This is a genomic window from Undibacterium sp. 5I1, assembly GCF_034314085.1.
Lineage (GTDB): Bacteria > Pseudomonadota > Gammaproteobacteria > Burkholderiales > Burkholderiaceae_D > Undibacterium.
This window is the reverse complement of the sequence record NZ_JAVIWI010000001.1, coordinates 2511754-2532446: the sequence shown is the minus strand read 5'-3', so window position 1 is coordinate 2532446 and position 20693 is coordinate 2511754. Positions and strand designations below refer to the sequence as shown.

Here is a 20693-nt window from a genome sequence, read left to right as displayed (position 1 = left end):
GTAAGCCTAGCATCAGTAATTCCCAATGCCGCTAAATCGATTTAGCTAATAGTTCACTACTAAAGGAAAAAATAAAATGACGATTGCGCAACGTTTATATCTATTGATTTTTTCTGCGTTCTTAGGTTTGGCGGGACTGGCTGGTTTTGGCATATACCAGATGAATAAAGTCTATACCGCAACCAATTATGCCAATGTCGATACCATACCGAGTATCAGTAGCATAGGTATTGCCAGCGGTGACATAGCGCAGCTGCGCTTGCTGTTGTGGCAATACCTGGCGCTGAGTGACGCCTCCCAGCGGGACGCAGTAGAAAAAGAAATGAAAGTGACTTATGCCAAAGTGATGGAGACGTTTGCTGCATACGAGAAAGAATACATCTCTAGTAAAGAAGAAAAAGCCATGTTAGATGCAGATCGTGTTGCGTTTAAAGACTACAACGCCTTGCGTGAAAAAGTGCTAGAGATGGCAAAAATAGGAAAAAGTGATGAGGGAAGAGATCTATTAGTGTTGAACCTCGGTACAATTTCAAAGAAACTCAATGAGAGTTTAAGTGCGCACACTAAATTTAATATGGATTTGGGTAAAACCGTAGCGGAAGAAGGTGCTGCAACGTTAAAAACTGCCAACATGGTATCTACTGCCATCTCATTATTTGCAATTATTGGGATTGCCGTCATGGGTTTGCTGATTACAAAAAGAATTATTAGTTCCCTCAGCGAGGCGATCAAAATTTCAGAAACTGTCGCCGCCGGTGATCTTACGACCGACATCAAAGTGACCTCTAAGGACGAAGCCGGGCAACTGCTACAGGCGCTTAAAGATATGAGCGACAGTTTAAAAAATATCGTCGGCGAGGTACGCACCGGCACTGACATGATTACCGCTGCCTCGACCGAAATTGCGACTGGCAACCTCGATCTGTCCTCCCGCACAGAACAGCAAGCCGGCTCATTAGAAGAAACTGCCTCCTCAATGGAGGAGTTGACCAGCACCGTCAAACAAAATGCCGACAACGCACGTCAGGCAAACCAGCTCGCCGTATCCGCCTCCGAGGTGGCGATCAAAGGTGGCAATGTGGTGTCGCAAGTCATCCACACCATGAGCGACATTAACGACTCTTCTAAAAAAATCGTCGACATCATCGGCGTGATAGACAGCATCGCTTTCCAAACCAATATTCTGGCACTCAACGCAGCGGTAGAAGCTGCCAGAGCAGGCGAGCAAGGTCGTGGATTTGCGGTAGTAGCGTCAGAAGTACGCAATCTCGCACAGCGCAGCGCCTCTGCCGCCAAAGAGATTAAATCTCTGATTGACAACTCTGTAGAAAAAGTCGAGGCAGGCTCTAAACTGGTGGATCAAGCCGGTAAAACTATTCAAGAAATCGTAGAGAGCGTCAAGCGTGTGAGCGACGTCGTGAGCGAAATCAGCGCCGCCACCCAAGAGCAAACCGCTGGCATTGATCAGATCAATATTGCCATTACCGAGATTGATGAGACCACACAACAAAACGCCGCATTAGTAGAGCAAGCCGCCGCAGCCGCGGCGTCTATGCAAGATCAGGCGCAGAATCTTTTACAAGTCGTGAGCGTCTTCAAGATCAACACCATCGGCGGTCAAAACACAGGAAGCTACGGCAAATCAGTGGCATCTAAACCGGTCGTATCTGCCGCAGCAGCGCAGACATCGAAACCTGTGACCGTATACAAACGTCCGGCGCTAGCAGCAAAAAAGGTCACAGAGCAGAACACTACATCTGCTAAGAGAGCGGATGAATGGGAAGAGTTTTAATGTAATTCGAAGCAGAAAGAATGTGTGAATCAAAGCGCTGTTGAGTGCAGTGTTTGGATTTGCACAAGCCAGTTTTGGTTTTGATCTGGTCAGAGACAATACTGCCTGCCATATTCAAGTTCAATGGAGCGAGATCTCGGTTGAATTGCAAATAATCCAAGCAGAAGTTCAGTAGTGGTCCTGAGTCAGTGCAATAATGAGTGTCTTCAAATCGATATTGTGGACGACACGTGATTATTCGAGATCGACCATCCGGCCTTAGGCTGTTTCTGTTACTGCGTGGTTCGATCTTGCCTCGCATCTTACCCGCACTGATCGTCAATATTTTGGTTGCCACCTTGGTGACCTTATCGCACGGTGATTTATTTAAACTCAAAATCACGTTGACGACGATCCCATTTACCTTAATTGGTTTGCCGCTGGCGATATTTTTGGGCTTTAGAAATAACGCGGCGTATGACCGATTTTGGGAGGGACGAAAACTGTGGGGCGAGCTGGTTCTGCGTAGCCGAAATTTTTCCCGGCAATGTCTGAGTTTGATTGATTATCCCGAGCCAGCTTTGGCGAGGGCGGGTTTTGACGATATCCGTGTAAGGATGATTTATCGCGCGATCGCGTTTAGCCATGCGCTCAGAGACTTACTTAGGGATTTGCCGATGTCGCAAGATATCCAGCCTTTACTGCAAAAATCTGAATGGCTGGCGCTCAGCACAGCTCATAATAAGCCCGATTTTTTGATGCAAAAAATGGGAATGGATTTGCGCCAGTGTCTAAAAGAATCTCGGATTGATGCTTGTCTGGCGGTATCGATTGATGCGACGTTGAGTGCGATGAGTGGTGCAGCGGCTGCATGTGAGCGCATCAGAAATACGCCGATTCCGTTTTCTTACACCTTGCTACTGCACCGGACAGCTTATATTTATTGCTTTCTCTTGCCATTTGGATTGGTGGATTCGATCGGATTTATGACGCCATTTGTAGTCGGGATCGTTGCCTACACTTTCTTCGGTTTGGATGTACTTGGTGATGAGATTGAGGAGCCTTTTGGCCTGCAATCGAATGACTTGCCGCTCGATAGTATTTGCCGTGCCATTGAGATAGATTTACGCGCTTCGCTGCAAGACGAGTACCTTCCAAAACCTATGCCAGTAGTGAATTATTGTCTGACATAGACCCATATCCTCTCTGCTATTTGTTGCATTTCTGAGATGGTTAACTACTCTCCAGATGCGTATCTGTCTTAAATATACTGGCTATAAGTATATTTAAGACGTCCATATAATATCTGGACAATCAGCCATATTTTTGAAAAATAATGGGGAGTATATTCATTCGCTGCTTAGAACCATGCTGCGTCAATTCATATCTCTTATTTTTATTCAATAGCTGGACTTGTGAAAATCTCTTTAACAACTCAGTCGCATTCTGTTCAAGCCCGACGTGGCCGTTAATACTTCCTAGTGGTTTAATCGTCCCGATTACGGTTTGGTGTAATTTGTTAACGCCATCTCTAATCCCTGTTCTGAAGAGTTAGTTTCGACGCAAATATTGTAGATTTATTTGTAAAAAATTGCAAAAAGATTGACATGTGGCAACAAATAGTATTTGAAATCAACGATTATTCCAAAAGGTTGAATCAAAATGTAACAACGTTCATGCGGTTCAATTTTGGTTGAAGTACCGGATAACGACGGAGGAGAACATAAAATGACAATTGCACAAAGATTGTACCTGTTGATAGGTATGGCATTTCTCGGATTGGCAGCAATCGCAGGTTTGGGCGTCATCCAAATTAATAAGGTCTATGAAGCGGCTAATTACGCCAATGTAAATACCGTGCCTAGCCTGACAGATTTAAATAATGCGGCTGTGACTATTACTAAATTGCGGGTGATGACCTATCGATATGTCACGGCAAAAGATCCTAATAAACGGCGTGATTTAGAAATCGGCATGATCGACCGGTATAAAAAAATCACAGAGATGTTTAACCTGTATGAGAAGCAAGACTTATCTGACGATAAAGACAAAGCTTTGTTAGAAAATGATCGCATTGCTTTTAAAGCGTTCGGCGTGATGCAAGAGCAAGTGATCGGATTGATGAAACAAGATAAAGCCGACGAGGCTCTGGACGTACTTTTTAAGAGTGTGACGGGCGTGGTAAAAAGTATGGATATTGCTCTTGAAGAGCATGCAAAATATAACGCTGATCTAGGAAAAAAAGGTGCTGACGATGGCGCTGCCGCGCTAAAACATGCCAACATGATGGCATTGACAATTGCCCTGCTGACGGTCCTTGTGGTGATCACTTTAGGAGTTTTTATCACAAGAAAAATTGTCGGCTCTCTTAATGAGGCAATCGAAATTTCAGAAACCGTCGCAGCAGGAGATTTAACCAGAGACATCATCGTTACCTCGAATGATGAAACAGGTAGACTCTTGCGCGCACTCAAAGCCATGAGCGACAGCCTAAAAAATATCGTCGGCGAAGTCCGTACCGGAACAGAGCAGATCACTGCCGCCTCCACTGAAATCGCTACTGGCAATCTCGATCTTTCCTCCCGCACTGAAGAACAAGCCAGCTCACTGGAAGAGACCGCCTCCGCCATGGAAGAGCTCACCAGCACCGTCAAACAAAATGCCGACAATGCCCGCTAGGCAAACCAGCTCGCGGTATCGGCCTCTGAAGTGGCGACCAAAGGCGGCAATGTCGTCTCCCAGGTGATTCAGACAATGAGCGAGATCAACGACTCCTCCAAAAAAATTGTCGACATCATCGGCGTCATTGACGGCATCGCATTTCAAACCAACATCCTCGCGCTCAACGCCGCAGTCGAAGCGGCCAGAGCCGGTGAACAAGGACGTGGCTTTGCCGTCGTGGCCTCCGAAGTACGCAATCTCGCGCAGCGCAGCGCGTCCGCTGCCAAAGAGATCAAGACACTGATAGGTAACTCCGTAGAAAAAGTCGACACCGGTACCAAACTCGTCGATCAGGCCGGACTCACTATTCAAGAAATTGTACAAAGCGTCCAGCGGGTCAGCGACGTCGTGAACGAAATCAGCGCCGCCACCCAAGAACAAACTGCCGGAATCGATCAGATTAACATCGCTATTGCACAGATAGACGAAACCACCCAACAAAACGCCGCACTGGTCGAACAAGCCGCCGCTGCTTCTGCCTCGATGCAAGAGCAAGCGACGAAGCTGACCCAAGTCGTCAGTGTCTTCAAGATCAACAGCGTCGGCAGTCAAAACACAGCAAGCTACAGCAAACCAGCGGCCTCCAAAGCGGTCGTACGTGCCGCAGCAGCTCAGGCCCCAAAATCGGCAACCGCATACAAACGCCGGGCATTAGCAGCAAACAAGGTGACCGAGCAGACCACGGCATCTGCTAGCAGAGCCGATGAATGGGAAGAGTTTTAAGGAAAGCCGTAGAGCGATGAAATATACTGCAGGTAAGTATATTTTAATTATCCATATAATATTTGGACAATTAGCTGGTTTTTAAAAAAATAATGGGGAGTATGTAGATTGATGTGTAGTGAACGAAGTGACATCCATCTATATTTTCCCTTGTTGATCTGTAGGACTGGCCAAAACTGCCGCAGCCTCGGTGTAGCCCCTAAATTACTATCCCGATCGCCACGCTTTGCAGGAACAATTTTGCGTAAGTCCTGATCCTGTCATCGCTCTCAGTCTTCGAATCCGATGCAGATAAAGCCGGAGCTAACTAAAACGCCTGTTCTAAAGTCAGCTTCACGCTGCTCAAGCCGGAGGTTGTCGTCGATAACTGGCGTCCGCTTTGGCTGTCCTGATAGTTTTCGACATCGAGTTTGTTTTGCGGGAATAAGTTGGTCAGCGAGAGTCGTAGCTGCGTCTGTTTTGCCAGACTCCAGACCGCATAATAATCCAGCGTGCGCAAGTTGCCCGTAAAGCCGCTCAGGGTTTGCGAGGTACGGATGTGGCCGCCACGTTGATAGCCCAGATTACCACCTAAGGTGAGTTGCTGATCCCACTTGTAATCCATTGCCAGATTGGCGCTGAGCGGGGTTTGCTGATCTAGCCGATTGTCTGGACCGGGAATTTGATCAACGCTAGACCAGTTGCGGTTTACATTGGCGCGCAGTTCAATCGCGGGCGCCTTGCTCATCACACTTTGCAGTGGTAATTTAAGTTCCAGTTCTATGCCATGCACTTGTGCTTTGCCGCTATTGGTGGGGATGCTGGTCCAGACGCCATTTTGTTGCGATACTTTGTCCAGAATCACATCATCAATCTTGCGTACAAACACGTTGGCACTGAACAAACCGCCTTGCCCAAAATACTGTTCAAACGTCGCATCCAGTCCCCATGCCAGTTCTGGGCGTAGTTGCGGATTGCCTTGGTTGTCTGGATTGACCGCGCTGTTATTATTGTCGACGGTGTAGCGACGTGGAATCAGATTAGTGGTGGTCGGCGCTTTATACGTACGCGTGAGTGCCAGCCTGAATTGCTGTGTTTGCTTAGGATTAGTGGGGTCGCCATCGAGCTTCCATACGCTTTGCAATAGCGGGCTTAAGACGCTGGATTGGTTGTGCACTGGACTCAACACATTGCCATCAGTGGTCGTTTGCAAACCTTCCCAGCGCAAGCCCAGTGAAGCACTGAGTTGATTACTGATATCCCATTCATCTTGCGCAAACAAGGCAAGTCGTTTGACCTTGGATTGGTAGGCTTCGTTACTATCGGCAGCGTCATTGCCTAGCCCGTCGCTGATATGTTCAATCCGGTTTTCGTCGCGGCGTATCAGGCTGCCATCCCAGCCCAGCACCAAGGCATGTTTATCGATGTAGGGTGCGGTGTATTTGCCGCTGAAAGTCGCAGTCTGGTCGTTAACGCCTGACACCACCTGATGCCGTTCTAACAAAGTCTGCGCTAAGGACATGCCATCAAAATTAAAATAGGTATGGCGGTGGCTCAGGTTAACGCCTAAGGTCATTTCTATCTTGGCGCTATCCGATAACTTGCGTCGCCAGTTCAGATCGCTGCGTAAGGCATTGGTATAAGCATCCCAACTGCCGACGTTATTGGGGAAATCGGATAGCGTATTGAGTACGCTGGTCTCATGCCGATCTTTGACATTGTTGATGCGGCTGCTGGTCAAAAAGCTTTGTGATGTGAGTGTGTCGTCGTCAGAAAACGTCCAGATCAGCCTTGGTGCAAAGGTCAATTCATCTTTCGTAAAACGTTCTTCTAGCTGGGCATGTCGTAGTAAATTGATGTTGCCGTTTTGATCGGTACCGACCTCATCCTGGGTCGAGGGTGTAATTCGCTGTTGACGTTGCAGCGCGCCGGCGATGGTGTATGCCAGAGGGCCATTACGATCGGCGATTTGCAATGAGATGTTCGGTGAGATTTTGCCATTGCTCTTACTGCCAGTATCAGCAACGCCAATCTTCAGATCATGCTGCGGCTTTTTGACATTGTTTTTCAGGATGATATTAATCGTCCCCGCAATCGCCTGCGTGCTGTATTCCGCTGTCGCGCTGCGCAAAACTTCGATTCGTTCAATCAAATCCGGCGCAATGCTGTCCACCAGAAAACCTTGCGGCGTTGGCTCGCCATTGAGCAAAATTTGGGTGTAGCCATTGCCTAAGCCGCGCATTTGTAGCGCGCCAGTACTGCTAAAGCCCAGGCCCGGCACCCGTTTTAAAACATCACTCAGGTTGCTGTCGCCGTAGCGGGCGATGTCTTCTTGATTGATGATGGCTTTGCTGGCGGTTGCCTGTTTGCGTTCATCCAATACGATGCTGACGCCGCGCACCTCGACACTTTGTGCCTGGTCTTTGCCGACTGACGGAGTGACCGTATTTTCAGCCGCCTGAGCGGCAACAATTGCCGAGGACGTCAGCGCGCAAAGCGTCAGACTAGAAATAGTAAACTTGGGCGTAGTCGGTGTAGACACAGTGAGCTTAGAGGTAACGAACGAAAATATAGAAGACATGCGCAGACAAATAGGATTGACGAGAGATGCGGCACTATAGCTAAAAAGTGTGTACTAGTGTCAAAAGAAAGTAGTGATACAGGTAGCTTTGAATGATTTTGATATAAACTTAAAATGACTTTTAAAGGGTGCGAATAGCACCAAACCAATGGCTCAAGTTTAGATCCGGTTTACATAATGGATATCTAGGTGAAAGGTGGATATGGGTAACTCGTTTAGTTTGCACTGTGATGTGAGAAGAAAATTACTCACGTTGGCCTTACTCTCGCTGCCACCTATGGCGTGGAGTGTAGCAACTACCGAGAAGCGCAAAGTTGTCATTCTGTTAGGTGAGACTTATGCTGAAAATTACGCAGAGATGTTCATCAACGATGCTTATAACAGCATACTTAAATATGTAGAACAAGATTTAAACATCAGCTTCGATCCCTATCATTATCCCTGGAAGCGATTATTGCAAAGACTGGCCGAGGGAGATGGTTTGGCCTTTGGATTGTCGAAAACAAAGGAACGCATGCAGACTTTGCGCTTTTCCGATGTTGCGTTTAGCCACCACATCTGGATTGTGACTCGAAGTGATATGACTTTTCCGTATGCGAATATTGCTGACTTAAAAAACAAATCAGTTGGTATTGTACGCGGCGCTAGCTACGGCGAAGAATTTGATAGTTATAAAAATAAGCTGGTCAGCACCGATGAAAGTCTTGTTTCGGTACCTTCGCGTTTAAAAAAATTATTAACGAAAAGAACGGATGTCATGCTGATCGATCATCCTAGTTCCGATCCCGCTAAGGTGGAAGCGCTGATCAACTCGACCATGACAGAGGTGGCGGCTGATACACCGATGCCAGCAGGTATCACGTTTAAAGTGCTTAGCAAACCGCTGACGATTGACTATATTCATTTTGCCATTCTGGCGGAAAAAGACGATGGCATCATCGATAAAATCAATACTGCATTAAGGCGAGCCAAGCACTTGGGAGCCTTGCCTTTTGTCGAACCGGATAAATAGTTATCATTGCTACGGCGCGTTGCGTGGCTGTTAATAGTCACGATGGCTTAACATCAAACATCAAGACCTCTCACCACAGAGACACAAAGGCACAGACGCACACAGAAAATTAGGAGACCAGCGAAATCCTGCCTTTCTCTGTCTTTGTTCTTCCTCTGTGCCTCTGTGGTGAGGAGTTTTGTTTTTTGCGCAAGTCCAATTATACTCCCTGATAGTATTTTTAATTGTCCATATAAGCATTGGGTAATAAGGCTATTTTTCAAAAAATCAGGGGGAGTATATTTTTTCTTGAATCTGTTGCCAACTAAAACTAGTTGTTCTGTGCATTGATTTTAGGGGTAATCGAAAAATCCCAGTTGATATTGGATTACCCCGCCGTCGCACCGCTAATAATCCCGCCGCCCAGACAAACGTCGCCGTCGTATAGCACGGCGGATTGTCCCGGCGTGACTGCCCATTGCGCCACATCAAAATGCAAGGCAAAACGATCGCTGTCCGCTTGCAGCGTGCAGGCAATATCGGCCTGACGATAACGGGTTTTTGCCGACAGCTGAGTTTGCGCCGGTGCATGTCCGGCGATCCAGCTATTTTGTCCTGCCTCTAACGCCGACGATAACAGCCATGGGTGATCATGACCCTGAACGACGTACAAAGTATTGGCAACGATATCTTTCTTTGCGACATACCAGGCGTCGCTACTGCCATCCGCATTTTGATGTGACTTGATGCCGCCGATGCCGATGCCTTTGCGTTGTCCCAAGGTATAAAAACTCAGACCGACGTGTTTGCCGACAAGCTCGCCTTCAGGTGTTTTCATATCGCCTGGTTGATAAGACAAATAGCGGTTTAAAAATTCGCGGAAAGGCCGTTCACCGATAAAACAGATGCCGGTGGAATCTTTTTTCTTTGCATTGGGCAGCTGGATTTGTTCTGCGATTTTGCGGACTTCGGTCTTTTGAATTTCGCCCAGCGGGAACAGGGTCTTGCACAATTGCGCTTGATTCAGGCGGTGTAAAAAATAGCTTTGATCTTTGCTGGCATCGAGTGCTTTGAGTAATTGAAATTCACCATTCACCTCACGCACGCGGGCGTAATGGCCGGTGGCGATGTAATCTGCCCCCAGCTTCATGGCGTGATCGAGAAAGGCTTTGAATTTGATCTCGGCATTGCAGAGCACGTCTGGGTTGGGTGTGCGACCAGCCTGGTATTCACGCAAAAATTCTGCAAAGACGCGGTCTTTGTATTCGACCGCAAAGTTGACTGCTTCAATATCCACACCTACGACATCGGCGACGCTGACGGCATCAATCCAATCCTCGCGGGTGGAGCAGTATTCGGAGTCGTCATCGTCTTCCCAGTTTTTCATAAACAGACCGATGACTTCGTAGCCTTGCTGTTTGAGCAGCCAAGCGGACACCGATGAATCTACACCGCCAGACATACCAATTACTACGCGTTTCTTTGCCATACTTGTTGTTCTCTCTTTTTCCTGACCTTACTTACTTTGTGCTGCGCTTACTTTTTTTACTTGACTGGACTTGTCACCAATGCAGACGGATGCGTAAACAGTAGCGACAACGGTGCACTTTGGCCTGCCAGATAGTCATTGACGCATTGCAACACCAGGGGACTGCGGTGACGCTCTTGTGATGTCAACAGCTCAGCATGTGTCATCCACACGGTACGCAAAATACCGTGATCGAGTTCACGCTGATGTACTTGCCCTAACTCACCACTAAAGGCAAATCGCAGGTAGGTAACTTGCTCACCAGTGACGGGCGACACATAGCGTGACAGATAAGATCCGATCAGCGCCGTGGGTGTGAAATCGTGCGCGGTTTCTTCCAGCGTTTCGCGAGTGACTGCCTGTTGCAGCGTTTCGTCAGGATCAAGATGACCGGCAGGCTGGTTGATCCGCACGCCGTCGTCAGTCTCTTCTTCGATCATTAAAAATTGCAGATGTTGGTCGTGTTGGCGAGTGATAACGGCCGCAACGGTGACCGAGGGTTTCCAGACTGTAGACATAGCGCCTCTTTCTATAAGTTCGCTATTTTACTTTGCGATCAGATATTGTGTGGCAAACCAGCAAATCTGAAGGTGAATTAGCTAATACGAATTTTGTCTATAGCAGTCTGATTTTGCTTAAATTTGAACCCGATTTTCATCAGGAGTAGTCAATTTATTTTGTGCGATTCTCCCGCAAAGGCTTATAGCGCGTGGTTTTTCATGCTAGTGTATCGGACGCAATTTGCACGGCAATGGTGCAGCCACAAGCAGCATTTTTAGCGAAAAGACAAAAAAAGAACGGTAATGCCACACAACATTTTGCGTGTAAGATCGTTGTCGAATACGAAAGAATACTAAATTCGGGTGACGGCGCTGACGATGCTTCCAGCTTTCTTGAGGAGTTTTCTTAAGTAGCAAATTGGCGCCATCGTTTCATCAGCGTGTGCCCGGTCAGAATTTAAAACAAGCAAATCAAGGAGTAACCTATGAGAATCGGCATCCCCGCCGAATCACGGCCGGGTGAGACGCGTGTAGCGGCGACCCCAGAGACCATCAAAAAATATGTAGCTGCAAAACATCAGGTCATCGTGCAATCTGGCGCCGGTATCGCCGCCAGTATTACTGATGAGGCGTATCAGGCAGCAGGTGCGCAAATCGGCACTGCGTCTGAGACATTTGGTGCAGAGCTGGTGTTAAAAGTCAGAGCACCAGATGCAGATGAGCGTGCATTGATCAAATCGGGCACGACGCTAGTTGGCATGCTCAATCCATTTGATGCAGAGAACATTGCCGCCATGGCAGCGCATGGTATTTCCGCATTCGCGCTCGAAGCTGCACCACGTATCACCCGTGCGCAGTCTCTGGACGTATTGTCATCCCAGGCAAATATTGCCGGCTATAAAGCAGTAATGCTGGCGGCAAATACATATCAGCGCTTTATGCCGATGTTAATGACCGCTGCAGGCACGGTCAAAGCTGCCCGGGTTTTGATCATGGGCGTGGGCGTAGCCGGTTTGCAAGCGATTGCAACAGCCAAGCGTTTGGGCGCTGTGATTGAAGCGTCGGATGTACGTCCGCCAGTGAAAGAGCAAGTCGAATCGCTGGGCGCTAAGTTTATCGACGTCCCATACGAGACCGATGAAGAGCGAGAAATCGCCAAAGGTGTTGGCGGCTATGCTCGTCCTATGCCAGCGTCTTGGATGGAGCGACAGGCGGCTCTGGTGCACGAACGCGCCAAACAAGCGGACATCATCATCACCACGGCACTGATCCCAGGACGTAAAGCACCGACGCTGATTTCAGAAGAAACTGTCAAGGCGATGAAGCCTGGTTCAGTGATTGTGGATATGGCAGTAGAGCAGGGCGGCAATTGTCCTTTATCAGAATTAAATAAGACAGTGACGAAATACGGCGTGCATATTATTGGCGAGCCGAATCTGGCAACGTTGGTGGCTGCTGATGCGTCTGCTTTGTATGCGCGCAACGTATTGGATTTTCTGAAATTGATTATCGATAAAGACGCTGCTTTAGCGATTAATAAAGAAGACGAGATTGTGGTCGCTACGCTGATGTGCGCTGGCGGTGAAGTTTTAAGGAAATAAGGATAAATAATCCTGAGCTAGTAGCCAGGATTTTTAGTCAATGTAATTGAAAGAAGAATGACAATGCAAAGAAACATGCTCCGCGCCAAAATTCATCGCGCATCTGTGACCCAGTGCGATCTCCACTACGAAGGTTCGTGTGGCATCGATGAAAATCTGCTCGACGCTGCTGATATCAAAGAGCACGAACAGATAGAACTCTACAACGTCAACAATGGTGAACGGTTCTCCACATATGTGATTAAAGGCAAACGTGGTAGCGGCGAAATCTCCTTGAATGGCGCAGCAGCGCGTCGGGTACAACTGGGCGACTTGATGATTATCTGTACCTATGCACCGATGACGGACGAGGAATCCAGTAGCTTTAAACCGAAAGTGATTTTTGTCGACGGGAAGAATCAAATTACCAGTCTTAAGGCGTATTAAGAAAGTTATTTAAATAAGACGGTATTAACCATATCAAGTTTTTTTCGACAGTTTGCTTTGCATGTCTCACCCTAAATAAAGAAGAGAGGACATCATGGAAGTTAGTCACACCCTTACCAACCTGATCATTTTTGTACTGGCAATTTATGTCGGTTACCACGTGGTCTGGACAGTTACGCCTGCTTTGCATACGCCTTTGATGGCAGTCACGAATGCAATCTCAGCCATTATCATCGTCGGTGCCATGTTGGCAGCAGGTTTGACGGAAGGTCTATTAGCCCAGGTCATGGGCACGGTCGCGGTTGCCCTTGCCGCGGTCAATGTGTTTGGTGGATTTTTAGTTACCCAGCGCATGCTGGAAATGTTCAAGAAAAAAGAGCCTAAAGTGACTCCTGATGCAGCTAAGGAGCACAAATAATGAGTATGAATCTGGTCACGATGTTGTACCTGATCGCCTCGGTATGCTTTATTCAGGCGCTTAAAGGTTTGTCGCATCCATCGACTGCAAGACGCGGTAACAGCTTCGGCATGATTGGTATGGCAATCGCGGTAGTGACGACGATTGCTTTGATCGTAAAGCTGAAAAATGAAGCCGCTGGCTCGGGTCTTGGCTATGGATTGGTGATATTCGGTGTCGTCGTCGGCGGCGGTATTGGCGCCACGCTGGCTAAGCGAGTAGAGATGACCAAGATGCCAGAGCTGGTAGCAGCGATGCATTCATTGATCGGTCTTGCAGCAGTGTGTATTGCCGTATCTGTAGTTGCCGAGCCCTGGATTTTTAATATCACGGCACGCTATGATGCGATCCCTTTCGGTAATCGTCTGGAATTATTTATCGGTACTTTTGTCGGTGCAATTACCTTCTCGGGTTCTGTGATTGCGTTTGGTAAATTGTCTGGTAAATATAAATTCCGTCTGTTTCAAGGCGCACCTGTCAGCTTTCAGGGGCAACACTTTCTAAACCTGATACTGGCAATTTTTATGGTCGGTCTAGGTTTGATTTTTTGCTTCGCACCGGGCACTGCGCCTGCTTGGATTCCCTTTGTTTTGATGACAGCGATTGCTTTTATTTTGGGTGTGTTGATCATCATCCCTATCGGTGGCGCGGACATGCCAGTTGTGGTGTCTATGCTGAATAGCTATTCTGGCTGGGCAGCGGCGGGTATTGGTTTTTCACTCAATAACTCGATGCTGATTATTGCTGGTTCGCTGGTCGGATCTTCCGGTGCGATCTTGTCTTACATTATGTGTAAAGCGATGAACCGCTCTTTCTTCAATGTGCTGTTAGGCGGCTTTGGTGGTGCACCGACCGAGGCTGCGGTTGGCGGCCAGGCGCAACGTAATGTGAAATCCGGCTCTGCTGATGACGTCGCTTTTCTGCTAGGTAATGCAGAGACAGTGATCATTGTGCCAGGTTATGGTTTAGCAGTTGCCCGTGCTCAGCATTCATTAAAAGAGCTGACCGAGAAGCTCACGCATAAAGGTATTTCTGTCAAATACGCGATTCATCCTGTAGCTGGTCGTATGCCAGGACATATGAACGTATTACTGGCAGAAGCCGAAGTGCCTTATGACCAAGTGTTTGAGATGGAAGACATCAATAATGAATTCAGTCAGGCCGATGTGGTATTGGTCTTAGGGGCAAATGACGTTGTTAATCCAGCGGCCAAAGACCCTAAATCACCGATCGCCGGAATGCCAATTCTGGAAGCCTATAAAGCTAAAACAGTCATCGTGAATAAGCGTTCAATGGCATCGGGTTATGCCGGTCTGGACAATGAATTGTTTTACATGGATAAGACGATGATGGTGTTTGGCGATGCGAAGAAAGTGATTGAAGATATGGTCAAGGCAATCGAGTAATTAGATTGAATCGATGCAATCGATAATACAAAAAGCCACATAATGATTGATGTGGCTTTTTGTTTGCATCTATTAAACCCAGATTTTCCATTAGACCGCTACTACTTCGCAAAAAACGCAGAGGACATGCGGTGTTCAGCGAGATAGCACGACCGCGATTTGAGTGCGAGCGCTACAGCGACAATTGCACCTTTGGCGAACTGCCTGGCGTTGTTGCTCCTCCTAGCAAGATGCAGCTTGCGTCGTCGTCGCGTCTAGCCAGTCAGTTCGCCAAAGGCACACTTGTCGCTGTTCCAATGGAAAATCTGGGTTCAAATCACCGCATCAATTTGAATTGTTTTCAAAATTAAGAGGAAGATATTTTTTAGTACAAACTAGCGCTTTTCTGTTGGCGACAAGACTGTAGGAACAACATCAGGAACAGCAGCAGGAACAGCAGCAGGAACAGCAGCAGGAACAGCAGCAGGAACGGCGGCGGCACTTGCCGTCTTGCTTGATATTTTGATTTTTGGTGGGACTTTACTTGCTGCAGAGTCTGATTTTTTATTGTCTGGTAACCGCTTTATCTTTTGCGTTGTCGATGGCATATTAATGATTTCCTCGGTATCACGATTTACCGATTCACTCAGCGCAACCGGTCTCGAGGGTGCCGTTTGGACAGCTAGTTTAGAATTATTTCCGTCATTTTTTTCAAGTGTTGCTGATCTGGGTGGTACAGGGACGATCATCACCAAGCTGGTAATACCAGCGATTAAGACAACGGTGGTAACGACGAGTAGTTGAATAGTACTGCGCTTTTTTTTATTTTTTTGTCTTTCCTGATCCGCATTATTCACCACGGTAAATGTTGTGCCAAGCGTTGTGTTATGTTGTTCTGCGATTATGCGCTTGGCTTTTTCTCGATATAAATACCGATTTAAATCACCTGCCAAATCTGACGCCCGCGCATAGCGATCAGCCGGTTTTTTAGCCAGTGCTCTAGCAGCAATACGAGCCAGCCGGAGCGGTACATCCGAGCGAATCTCTTGGGGCGGAATAGCCGGGGAACGCGTAATTGCTTTTCGCAATTGCTTGTTATCTTCACCTTTAAATGGTAGCTCGCCACAAAGTAACTGGTATAGCACCACACCCAATGAAAAAATATCGGTTCGCGCATCAACTGCCTTGCCTTTAATTTGTTCTGGCGACTGATAATTGATTGCCGCAAATTGCGGGCTCGACGGATGAGTCTCGACGCTTACCAAGTCATTGCTTAACTGTTCAGCAGTATTGTCACTTAGATCACCGCTGATATTAAAGGCATTATTGGTATTGTTGGTGTTGCGAGTGTCGGCATTAATAACGCTATTGGCGTAACTGATGTCACTATTAAGATCACTATCCTGATGCTTAGGCAGTTCTTCGCTGATGCCAGTTTGTGATGACTGATCCGGAGAATTAGACATCCCAAAATCAATTAATTTTGGTATTAAATTCTCAGTGATAAAAATACTGGCTGGCTTGATGCCTCGATGTATAACATCTTGCTCATGTGCATAATCCAAGGCAGTTGCAACGCGCGCGATTAGTTCCGCGATTTGTTTGTAGGTAAATTGATGCCCGCTATTGAATAAATCGCTTAATGCATTGCCCTCTAAATATTCCATCACGAAATAGAGGACATCATTCGATTTGTCAGCATCATAGACTGTTACGATATTTGGGTGATTTAATCGGCCTGCTTCTTGAATCCACTGTTTTTCGAATAATTGTCGTTGATCGTCAGACAAATGCGAATGAAGAGTTTTGATCACAACTTGACGCTCTATCAGCGGGTCATGAAACAGTGCGGTAACGGTAACCGAGCCTCGTCCTATCTCATTAATATATACATAACGTCCTATAGGTCGGTTGGGCACAAAGGTCGGATTTGTCAGGGGTAGGGCGGGGATATCGTCGGTCATGACGAAGCATAACGCCAAAACATCTTTGTTTCTACACGCCAGACGATTTATGCAGTGTTTCTGTGGCGCAAATAATAATTCTCAGGACTTACGCAAAACCGACCCAGCTGCGTTGCAGCGTCGTATCTTAGAAACTGAGATATTAAGGTAGTAAATTACTATGGTCGTGGTTACGCTTTGCCGCGACAATTTTGCACAAGCCCAAAATCTACTTGCGTTCGTTTATAAAATACAGAAGCCACACGATGTTTTGTGTGGCTTCTGTATTTTGCTTCTTTATAAAGGTTTTCTATTAATTTTAGGACTTCACCGCTAATCTCAAGGTTTTACTTAGCTAATTACACACAGACTACATTCGTACTAAAGTCGATTTGCCAAACAAACTCTCAATCAAATCTACCGCCAGAACTGCAGTTTGATTGCGGATATCGAGTGCCGGATTGAGTTCTACTAAATCGAGTGACGCGAGGCGACCGCTGTCTGCGATCATTTCCATACAGAGCTGGGCTTCGCGGTAAGTCGGGCCGCCTAATACGGCTGTTCCTACGCCTGGGGCGATATCTGGATCTAAGCAATCCATGTCGAAACTGACGTGCAAATGCGTGTTGTCATCCAATCCTTCCAGCGCACTTTTCATCACGCTGCGCATGCCATGCTCATCGATATAGCGCATGTCAAACACTTGCATGCCCATCTCGTGAATGAATTTTTTCTCACCTGCATCAACGCTACGGATACCGATTAAGCGGATTTCGTCAGGACTCATTGCTGGTGAGTGATCTGCATAGTGCGTCAGCGATTCTGGGCCATGCCCCATCAGGCATGCGACTGGCATGCCGTGGATATTTCCTGTTGGGCTGATGGTAGAGAGATTGCTGTCGGCATGGGCATCAAACCACAATACCCGTAATTTTTTTCCATTCTTTTTGCAATGATTGGCAATCGCACTGATGGAGCCGATGGCAAGGCAATGATCACCGCCCAACATCATGGGCATCTGACCATCAGTCAATGCTTGGCTGACTGCGTCATAGACTGCCTGATTCCAGTCAATCGCTTCTTTCAAATGACGTAATCCGTTGACTGGTGCCTGCCAGGGATTGGCTGGCCCATGCAAATTGCCGTGATCAATTACCTTTAATTGGCGCGCCTCCAACGCTTCTACCAAGCCTGCAACGCGCAGCGCGTCTGGCCCCATGCCAGCACCTTTGACGCTTGCTCCGACATCTGTCGGAGCACCAATTAAGGAAATAGTTTTCATTCGTTTGAGTTTGAGTGGTTTGATTTAATATAAATTAGTGAATCGTATTTAGTGCATCTGCCATGTACTTCAGCAAGACCTGATCAGCGGTAATGACTGATATCAGGCACTGACTTAAGCACTAACTTAGGCACTGATCGACACGACATTTTCTGCCATGGCGCGCTGTTGTGCAACTGGTGTCACAGCCATCCCGAACAAGTCTTTTGGGTTCAGCAGTTCTGGGATTAAATCCAAAATCCGCGTGTCCTTTTGCACCACATATTTTTCTAGGTAACGCATGGCAGAAAAATCTTCTAACGCAAAACCGACAGAGTCAAATACAGTCACTTGCTTTTCATTATGGCGACCAGCAATCTGGCCTTCCAGAATCTGCCACAACTCGGTTACCGCGAAATCAGCTGGCATTTGTTGCAGCTCACCTTCGATGCGGGATTGAGGTTCGTACTCCACGACGACGTTGGCGTTTTTCAAAATATCACCATGTAATTCAGTCTTGCCCGGGCAATCGCCGCCAACGGCATTAATGTGAGTGCCTTCGCTGATCATTTCCGGCAGTAAAATCAATGCATTGGTTTTGTCTGCGGTCACGGTAGTAATGATGTCTGCGCCTTTGACTGCTTCTGCTGTCGATGCAGCCCGAATGATACGCAAATTAGGATAGGCGCGCAGATTGTTGATGAGTTTGTCAGTCGCTGCCGGGTCTACGTCGTAGACACGCAATTCCTGTATGCCCAAGATGCAATGGAAAGCGATCGCTTGGAATTCGCTTTGTGCGCCATTACCGATCAAGGCCATGCTGCGGCTGACTGGGCGCGCCATGTATTTGGCTGCTAATACCGAGGTCGCCGCTGTACGGATCGCGGTAGTCAATGTTAATTCGGACAACAACTTAGGATAACCAGTATCGACATCGGCTAGCAAACCAAAAGCGGTAACTGTTAGCAAACCCTCTTGAGTATTTTTTGGATGACCATTCACGTATTTAAATGAATATTGCTTGCCGTCGGAAATCGGCATTAATTCAATAACGCCTACATCTGAGTGGCTGGCGACGCGGGCGCATTTGTCAAACTGGCTCCAGCGTAAATAGTCCTCCTTGATCATGTCAGCTAAACGCGCAATCGCGTCTTCTACACTGACTTTTTTCAAATGGGTTTGCATTTCCTGTGTACCGATGAAGGTAACCATGGTGATCTCCGTTGATTTTTTGGTCTTGCTAATTGGTATTGAATATTGCTGAAATGTTTGCCGCCAATGGCGCCGATATTGCTTTTGTTCTGCTATAAATTGTAGCGGTTTCGGCTGGAAATTAGATTTCTAAATGCGATAAATAAAACGCTATTAATGAAATATAATTTCTATTAAGTCTCAATTCGGCATTTATATTTCGTAATATACTAAATACATAAAATATTTAAATTTTAGGAGATGGCGTGGATAACTATGATCGCAGTATTTTGAAACATCTGCAGGACGATGGCCGGATGAGCAATTTGCAGTTGGCAGAGAACATCCATTTATCCGCCCCGCAGACCCTGCGACGGGTACGGGCATTAGAGGAAAAACGCGTGATTCGCGGTTATGTCGCCCAGGTTTCTGCTGAGGCAATCGGTTTGGGTGTGATCGCGTTTGTGAGTTTGTCGCTGGACAGGGAGCAGTTTCGCAATGTGCGTGAGGTCGAGCGCAATATCATGGCCTTCCCTGACATTATTGAATGCCATACGATTACGGGCGATTTTGATTACATTTTGAAAGTCGTCGCCCCAGACCTGAAAAGCCTGTCGCAGTTTTTAACCGACAGATTGATGCAAGTACCGGGCGTTGCATCTTTGCGCTCCATGATTTGTATGGAAGAGATTAAGCCAGTCAGTAGCTTGCCGATTGCTTAAGGCAATTTCTTAATGCCTATTTCGTAGGCTTCGATAGCGCTCTGCGCGGTTGGCTACCGCGGAAATCAGATCTTCAGGATTAATTGGTTTGTTTAAAAAATCATCGGCACCGGTCGCAATAGCACTTATTTGCTTCTCACGCTCGGTTTCTGAGGATAGAAATACAATTGGTATGTCTACAAAACGATTGTTCTGACGGATGATTTTTGACATCTCTATGCCTGTACACGTTGGCATGTTCAGATCTGTGATAATCAACTCAGGTTTGAACTTTTTGATTGCATCGAGTATTGACGATGGATCATAAATTGACTTCACGTGCATCCCAGCACTGCTCAATACGGCTTCGTAGTATTCAGCTAGGATTTCATCATCATCAACGACAAGAATCCGATATGCCATAACCTCATTTTTTGCAATTTTTTCGTCTAATCTTGTACTCAATGCCTCAATATCCAGAGGTTTGATGAAGTATCCAACAGCGCCTTCTCTGACGGCTGCGAGACGCTCGGTAAAGTTATCTTTGCCGGAGATGTAGATTACAGGGAATGAGGTCAGAGCAGAGTTTGCAAAAGCTAGCTTGGATTCCTGTCCTTTGTTCGAATCAATATCGAGTACTAAAGCATGTGGAGTACGAATGAGCACCGCCGCGCGTAATTCGTCCAAGTCGCTAAAGTCAATGACCTCGTGGTTATAAATAGCTAAGGATAGTGTTAATTGCTGAGAGGCCTCTTTATCAGCACCAAACACGTAAATCAGACTACTGTGAGCTTCTATATTTGTATCGTCTAAGCGGTAGGTGTCGCTTGAGTTTTCAGTGGTGCAGGAATAATCGTTCATAGCAGATGATCGCAATAAAGTTAAGCGCACATCATATTTGACATGGCAGTGGTGATATTAATTGGCGTGGTCA

Annotated in this window: 15 protein-coding genes and 1 pseudogene; 9 read left to right on the top strand and 7 right to left on the bottom strand. The window is 46.9% G+C overall.

The genetic code is table 11. The features are described from left to right. Positions 1–76: 76 nt before the first annotated feature. The 3 genes and pseudogenes from RGU72_RS11160 to RGU72_RS21425 all read left to right on the top strand — a co-directional run bounded on the left by RGU72_RS11160 (position 77) and on the right by RGU72_RS21425 (position 5215). Complete coding sequence (locus RGU72_RS11160; protein ID WP_322119790.1) at positions 77–1792, top strand: methyl-accepting chemotaxis protein; 1716 nt, start codon at positions 77–79, stop codon at positions 1790–1792. A gap of 230 nt (positions 1793–2022) precedes the next feature. Then, positions 2023–2964 carry a bestrophin family protein gene (locus tag RGU72_RS11155; protein WP_322119789.1) on the top strand — a complete coding sequence of 314 codons (942 nt, stop codon included), beginning with the start codon at positions 2023–2025 and terminating at the stop codon, positions 2962–2964. Positions 2965–3499: 535 nt separating this feature from the next. Beyond that, positions 3500–5215: pseudogene (locus tag RGU72_RS21425) on the top strand (methyl-accepting chemotaxis protein). A gap of 307 nt (positions 5216–5522) precedes the next feature. On the opposite strand, the gene RGU72_RS11140 reads toward RGU72_RS21425, so the two are convergent. Next, the gene (locus tag RGU72_RS11140) at positions 5523–7775 is read right to left on the bottom strand and encodes a TonB-dependent receptor (protein WP_322119787.1); all 2253 of its coding nucleotides are present in this window, start codon (positions 7773–7775) and stop codon (positions 5523–5525) included. Positions 7776–7977: 202 nt separating this feature from the next. Here RGU72_RS11140 and RGU72_RS11135 point away from each other — a divergent pair, with 202 nt between their 5' ends. Beyond that, positions 7978–8787 (top strand): substrate-binding periplasmic protein, encoded by an 810-nt coding sequence (locus tag RGU72_RS11135; protein ID WP_322119786.1) that lies wholly within the window; start codon positions 7978–7980, stop codon positions 8785–8787. Positions 8788–9154: 367 nt separating this feature from the next. Here RGU72_RS11135 and mnmA read toward each other — a convergent pair whose 3' ends face one another. Both mnmA and RGU72_RS11125 read right to left on the bottom strand, forming a co-directional pair. Continuing rightward, on the bottom strand, positions 9155–10255 hold the full coding sequence (mnmA, locus tag RGU72_RS11130; RefSeq protein WP_322119785.1) for a tRNA 2-thiouridine(34) synthase MnmA: 1101 nt from the start codon (positions 10253–10255) through the stop codon (positions 9155–9157). 56 nt (positions 10256–10311) lie between these two features. Further along, positions 10312–10812: an NUDIX hydrolase gene (locus RGU72_RS11125; protein WP_322119784.1), complete on the bottom strand. Its 501-nt coding sequence runs from the start codon at positions 10810–10812 to the stop codon at positions 10312–10314. A 467-nt stretch (positions 10813–11279) separates the two neighbouring features. On the opposite strand from RGU72_RS11125, the gene RGU72_RS11120 reads away from it, so the two are divergent. From RGU72_RS11120 to RGU72_RS11105, 4 genes are all read left to right on the top strand, one after another. Continuing rightward, positions 11280–12395: a Re/Si-specific NAD(P)(+) transhydrogenase subunit alpha gene (locus RGU72_RS11120; protein ID WP_322119783.1), complete on the top strand. Its 1116-nt coding sequence runs from the start codon at positions 11280–11282 to the stop codon at positions 12393–12395. 63 nt (positions 12396–12458) lie between these two features. Beyond that, a complete protein-coding gene (gene panD, locus RGU72_RS11115) occupies positions 12459–12821 on the top strand; it encodes an aspartate 1-decarboxylase (protein WP_322119782.1) in 363 nt (120 codons plus the stop codon). Positions 12822–12915: 94 nt separating this feature from the next. Next, positions 12916–13239: an NAD(P) transhydrogenase subunit alpha gene (locus tag RGU72_RS11110; protein ID WP_322119781.1), complete on the top strand. Its 324-nt coding sequence runs from the start codon at positions 12916–12918 to the stop codon at positions 13237–13239. Beyond that, on the top strand, positions 13239–14684 hold the full coding sequence (locus tag RGU72_RS11105; protein WP_322119780.1) for an NAD(P)(+) transhydrogenase (Re/Si-specific) subunit beta: 1446 nt from the start codon (positions 13239–13241) through the stop codon (positions 14682–14684). The genes RGU72_RS11110 and RGU72_RS11105 overlap by 1 nt, the downstream gene beginning before the upstream one ends. 374 nt (positions 14685–15058) lie before the next feature. Here the strand turns inward: RGU72_RS11105 and RGU72_RS11100 are convergent, their stop codons facing one another. The 3 genes from RGU72_RS11100 to RGU72_RS11090 form a co-directional block, all read right to left on the bottom strand. Further along, the gene (locus tag RGU72_RS11100; RefSeq protein ID WP_322119779.1) at positions 15059–16627 is read right to left on the bottom strand and encodes a serine/threonine-protein kinase; all 1569 of its coding nucleotides are present in this window, start codon (positions 16625–16627) and stop codon (positions 15059–15061) included. 349 nt (positions 16628–16976) lie between these two features. Next, positions 16977–17888 carry an arginase gene (gene rocF / locus RGU72_RS11095; protein WP_322119778.1) on the bottom strand — a complete coding sequence of 304 codons (912 nt, stop codon included), beginning with the start codon at positions 17886–17888 and terminating at the stop codon, positions 16977–16979. A 126-nt stretch (positions 17889–18014) separates the two neighbouring features. Further along, complete coding sequence (locus tag RGU72_RS11090; protein ID WP_322119777.1) at positions 18015–19079, bottom strand: ornithine cyclodeaminase; 1065 nt, start codon at positions 19077–19079, stop codon at positions 18015–18017. Positions 19080–19324: 245 nt separating this feature from the next. Between RGU72_RS11090 and RGU72_RS11085 the strand changes: the two genes are divergently transcribed. After that, on the top strand, positions 19325–19780 hold the full coding sequence (locus RGU72_RS11085) for an Lrp/AsnC family transcriptional regulator (protein WP_322119776.1): 456 nt from the start codon (positions 19325–19327) through the stop codon (positions 19778–19780). Between the two features lie 9 nt (positions 19781–19789). Here RGU72_RS11085 and RGU72_RS11080 read toward each other — a convergent pair whose 3' ends face one another. Beyond that, positions 19790–20620 carry a response regulator gene (locus RGU72_RS11080; protein WP_322119775.1) on the bottom strand — a complete coding sequence of 277 codons (831 nt, stop codon included), beginning with the start codon at positions 20618–20620 and terminating at the stop codon, positions 19790–19792. Positions 20621–20693 lie beyond the last annotated feature (73 nt).

Coding starts and splice junctions, on each gene's coding strand:
- RGU72_RS11090 (WP_322119777.1), bottom strand. CDS start 19,079: ATGGTTACCTTCATCGGTACACAGGAAATGCAAACCCATTTGAAAAAA.
- RGU72_RS11105 (WP_322119780.1), top strand. CDS start 13,239: ATGAGTATGAATCTGGTCACGATGTTGTACCTGATCGCCTCGGTATGC.
- RGU72_RS11100 (WP_322119779.1), bottom strand. CDS start 16,627: ATGACCGACGATATCCCCGCCCTACCCCTGACAAATCCGACCTTTGTG.
- rocF (WP_322119778.1), bottom strand. CDS start 17,888: ATGAAAACTATTTCCTTAATTGGTGCTCCGACAGATGTCGGAGCAAGC.
- mnmA (WP_322119785.1), bottom strand. CDS start 10,255: ATGGCAAAGAAACGCGTAGTAATTGGTATGTCTGGCGGTGTAGATTCA.
- RGU72_RS11120 (WP_322119783.1), top strand. CDS start 11,280: ATGAGAATCGGCATCCCCGCCGAATCACGGCCGGGTGAGACGCGTGTA.
- panD (WP_322119782.1), top strand. CDS start 12,459: ATGCAAAGAAACATGCTCCGCGCCAAAATTCATCGCGCATCTGTGACC.
- RGU72_RS11160 (WP_322119790.1), top strand. CDS start 77: ATGACGATTGCGCAACGTTTATATCTATTGATTTTTTCTGCGTTCTTA.
- RGU72_RS11110 (WP_322119781.1), top strand. CDS start 12,916: ATGGAAGTTAGTCACACCCTTACCAACCTGATCATTTTTGTACTGGCA.
- RGU72_RS11080 (WP_322119775.1), bottom strand. CDS start 20,620: ATGAACGATTATTCCTGCACCACTGAAAACTCAAGCGACACCTACCGC.
- RGU72_RS11135 (WP_322119786.1), top strand. CDS start 7,978: ATGGGTAACTCGTTTAGTTTGCACTGTGATGTGAGAAGAAAATTACTC.
- RGU72_RS11140 (WP_322119787.1), bottom strand. CDS start 7,775: ATGTCTTCTATATTTTCGTTCGTTACCTCTAAGCTCACTGTGTCTACA.
- RGU72_RS11125 (WP_322119784.1), bottom strand. CDS start 10,812: ATGTCTACAGTCTGGAAACCCTCGGTCACCGTTGCGGCCGTTATCACT.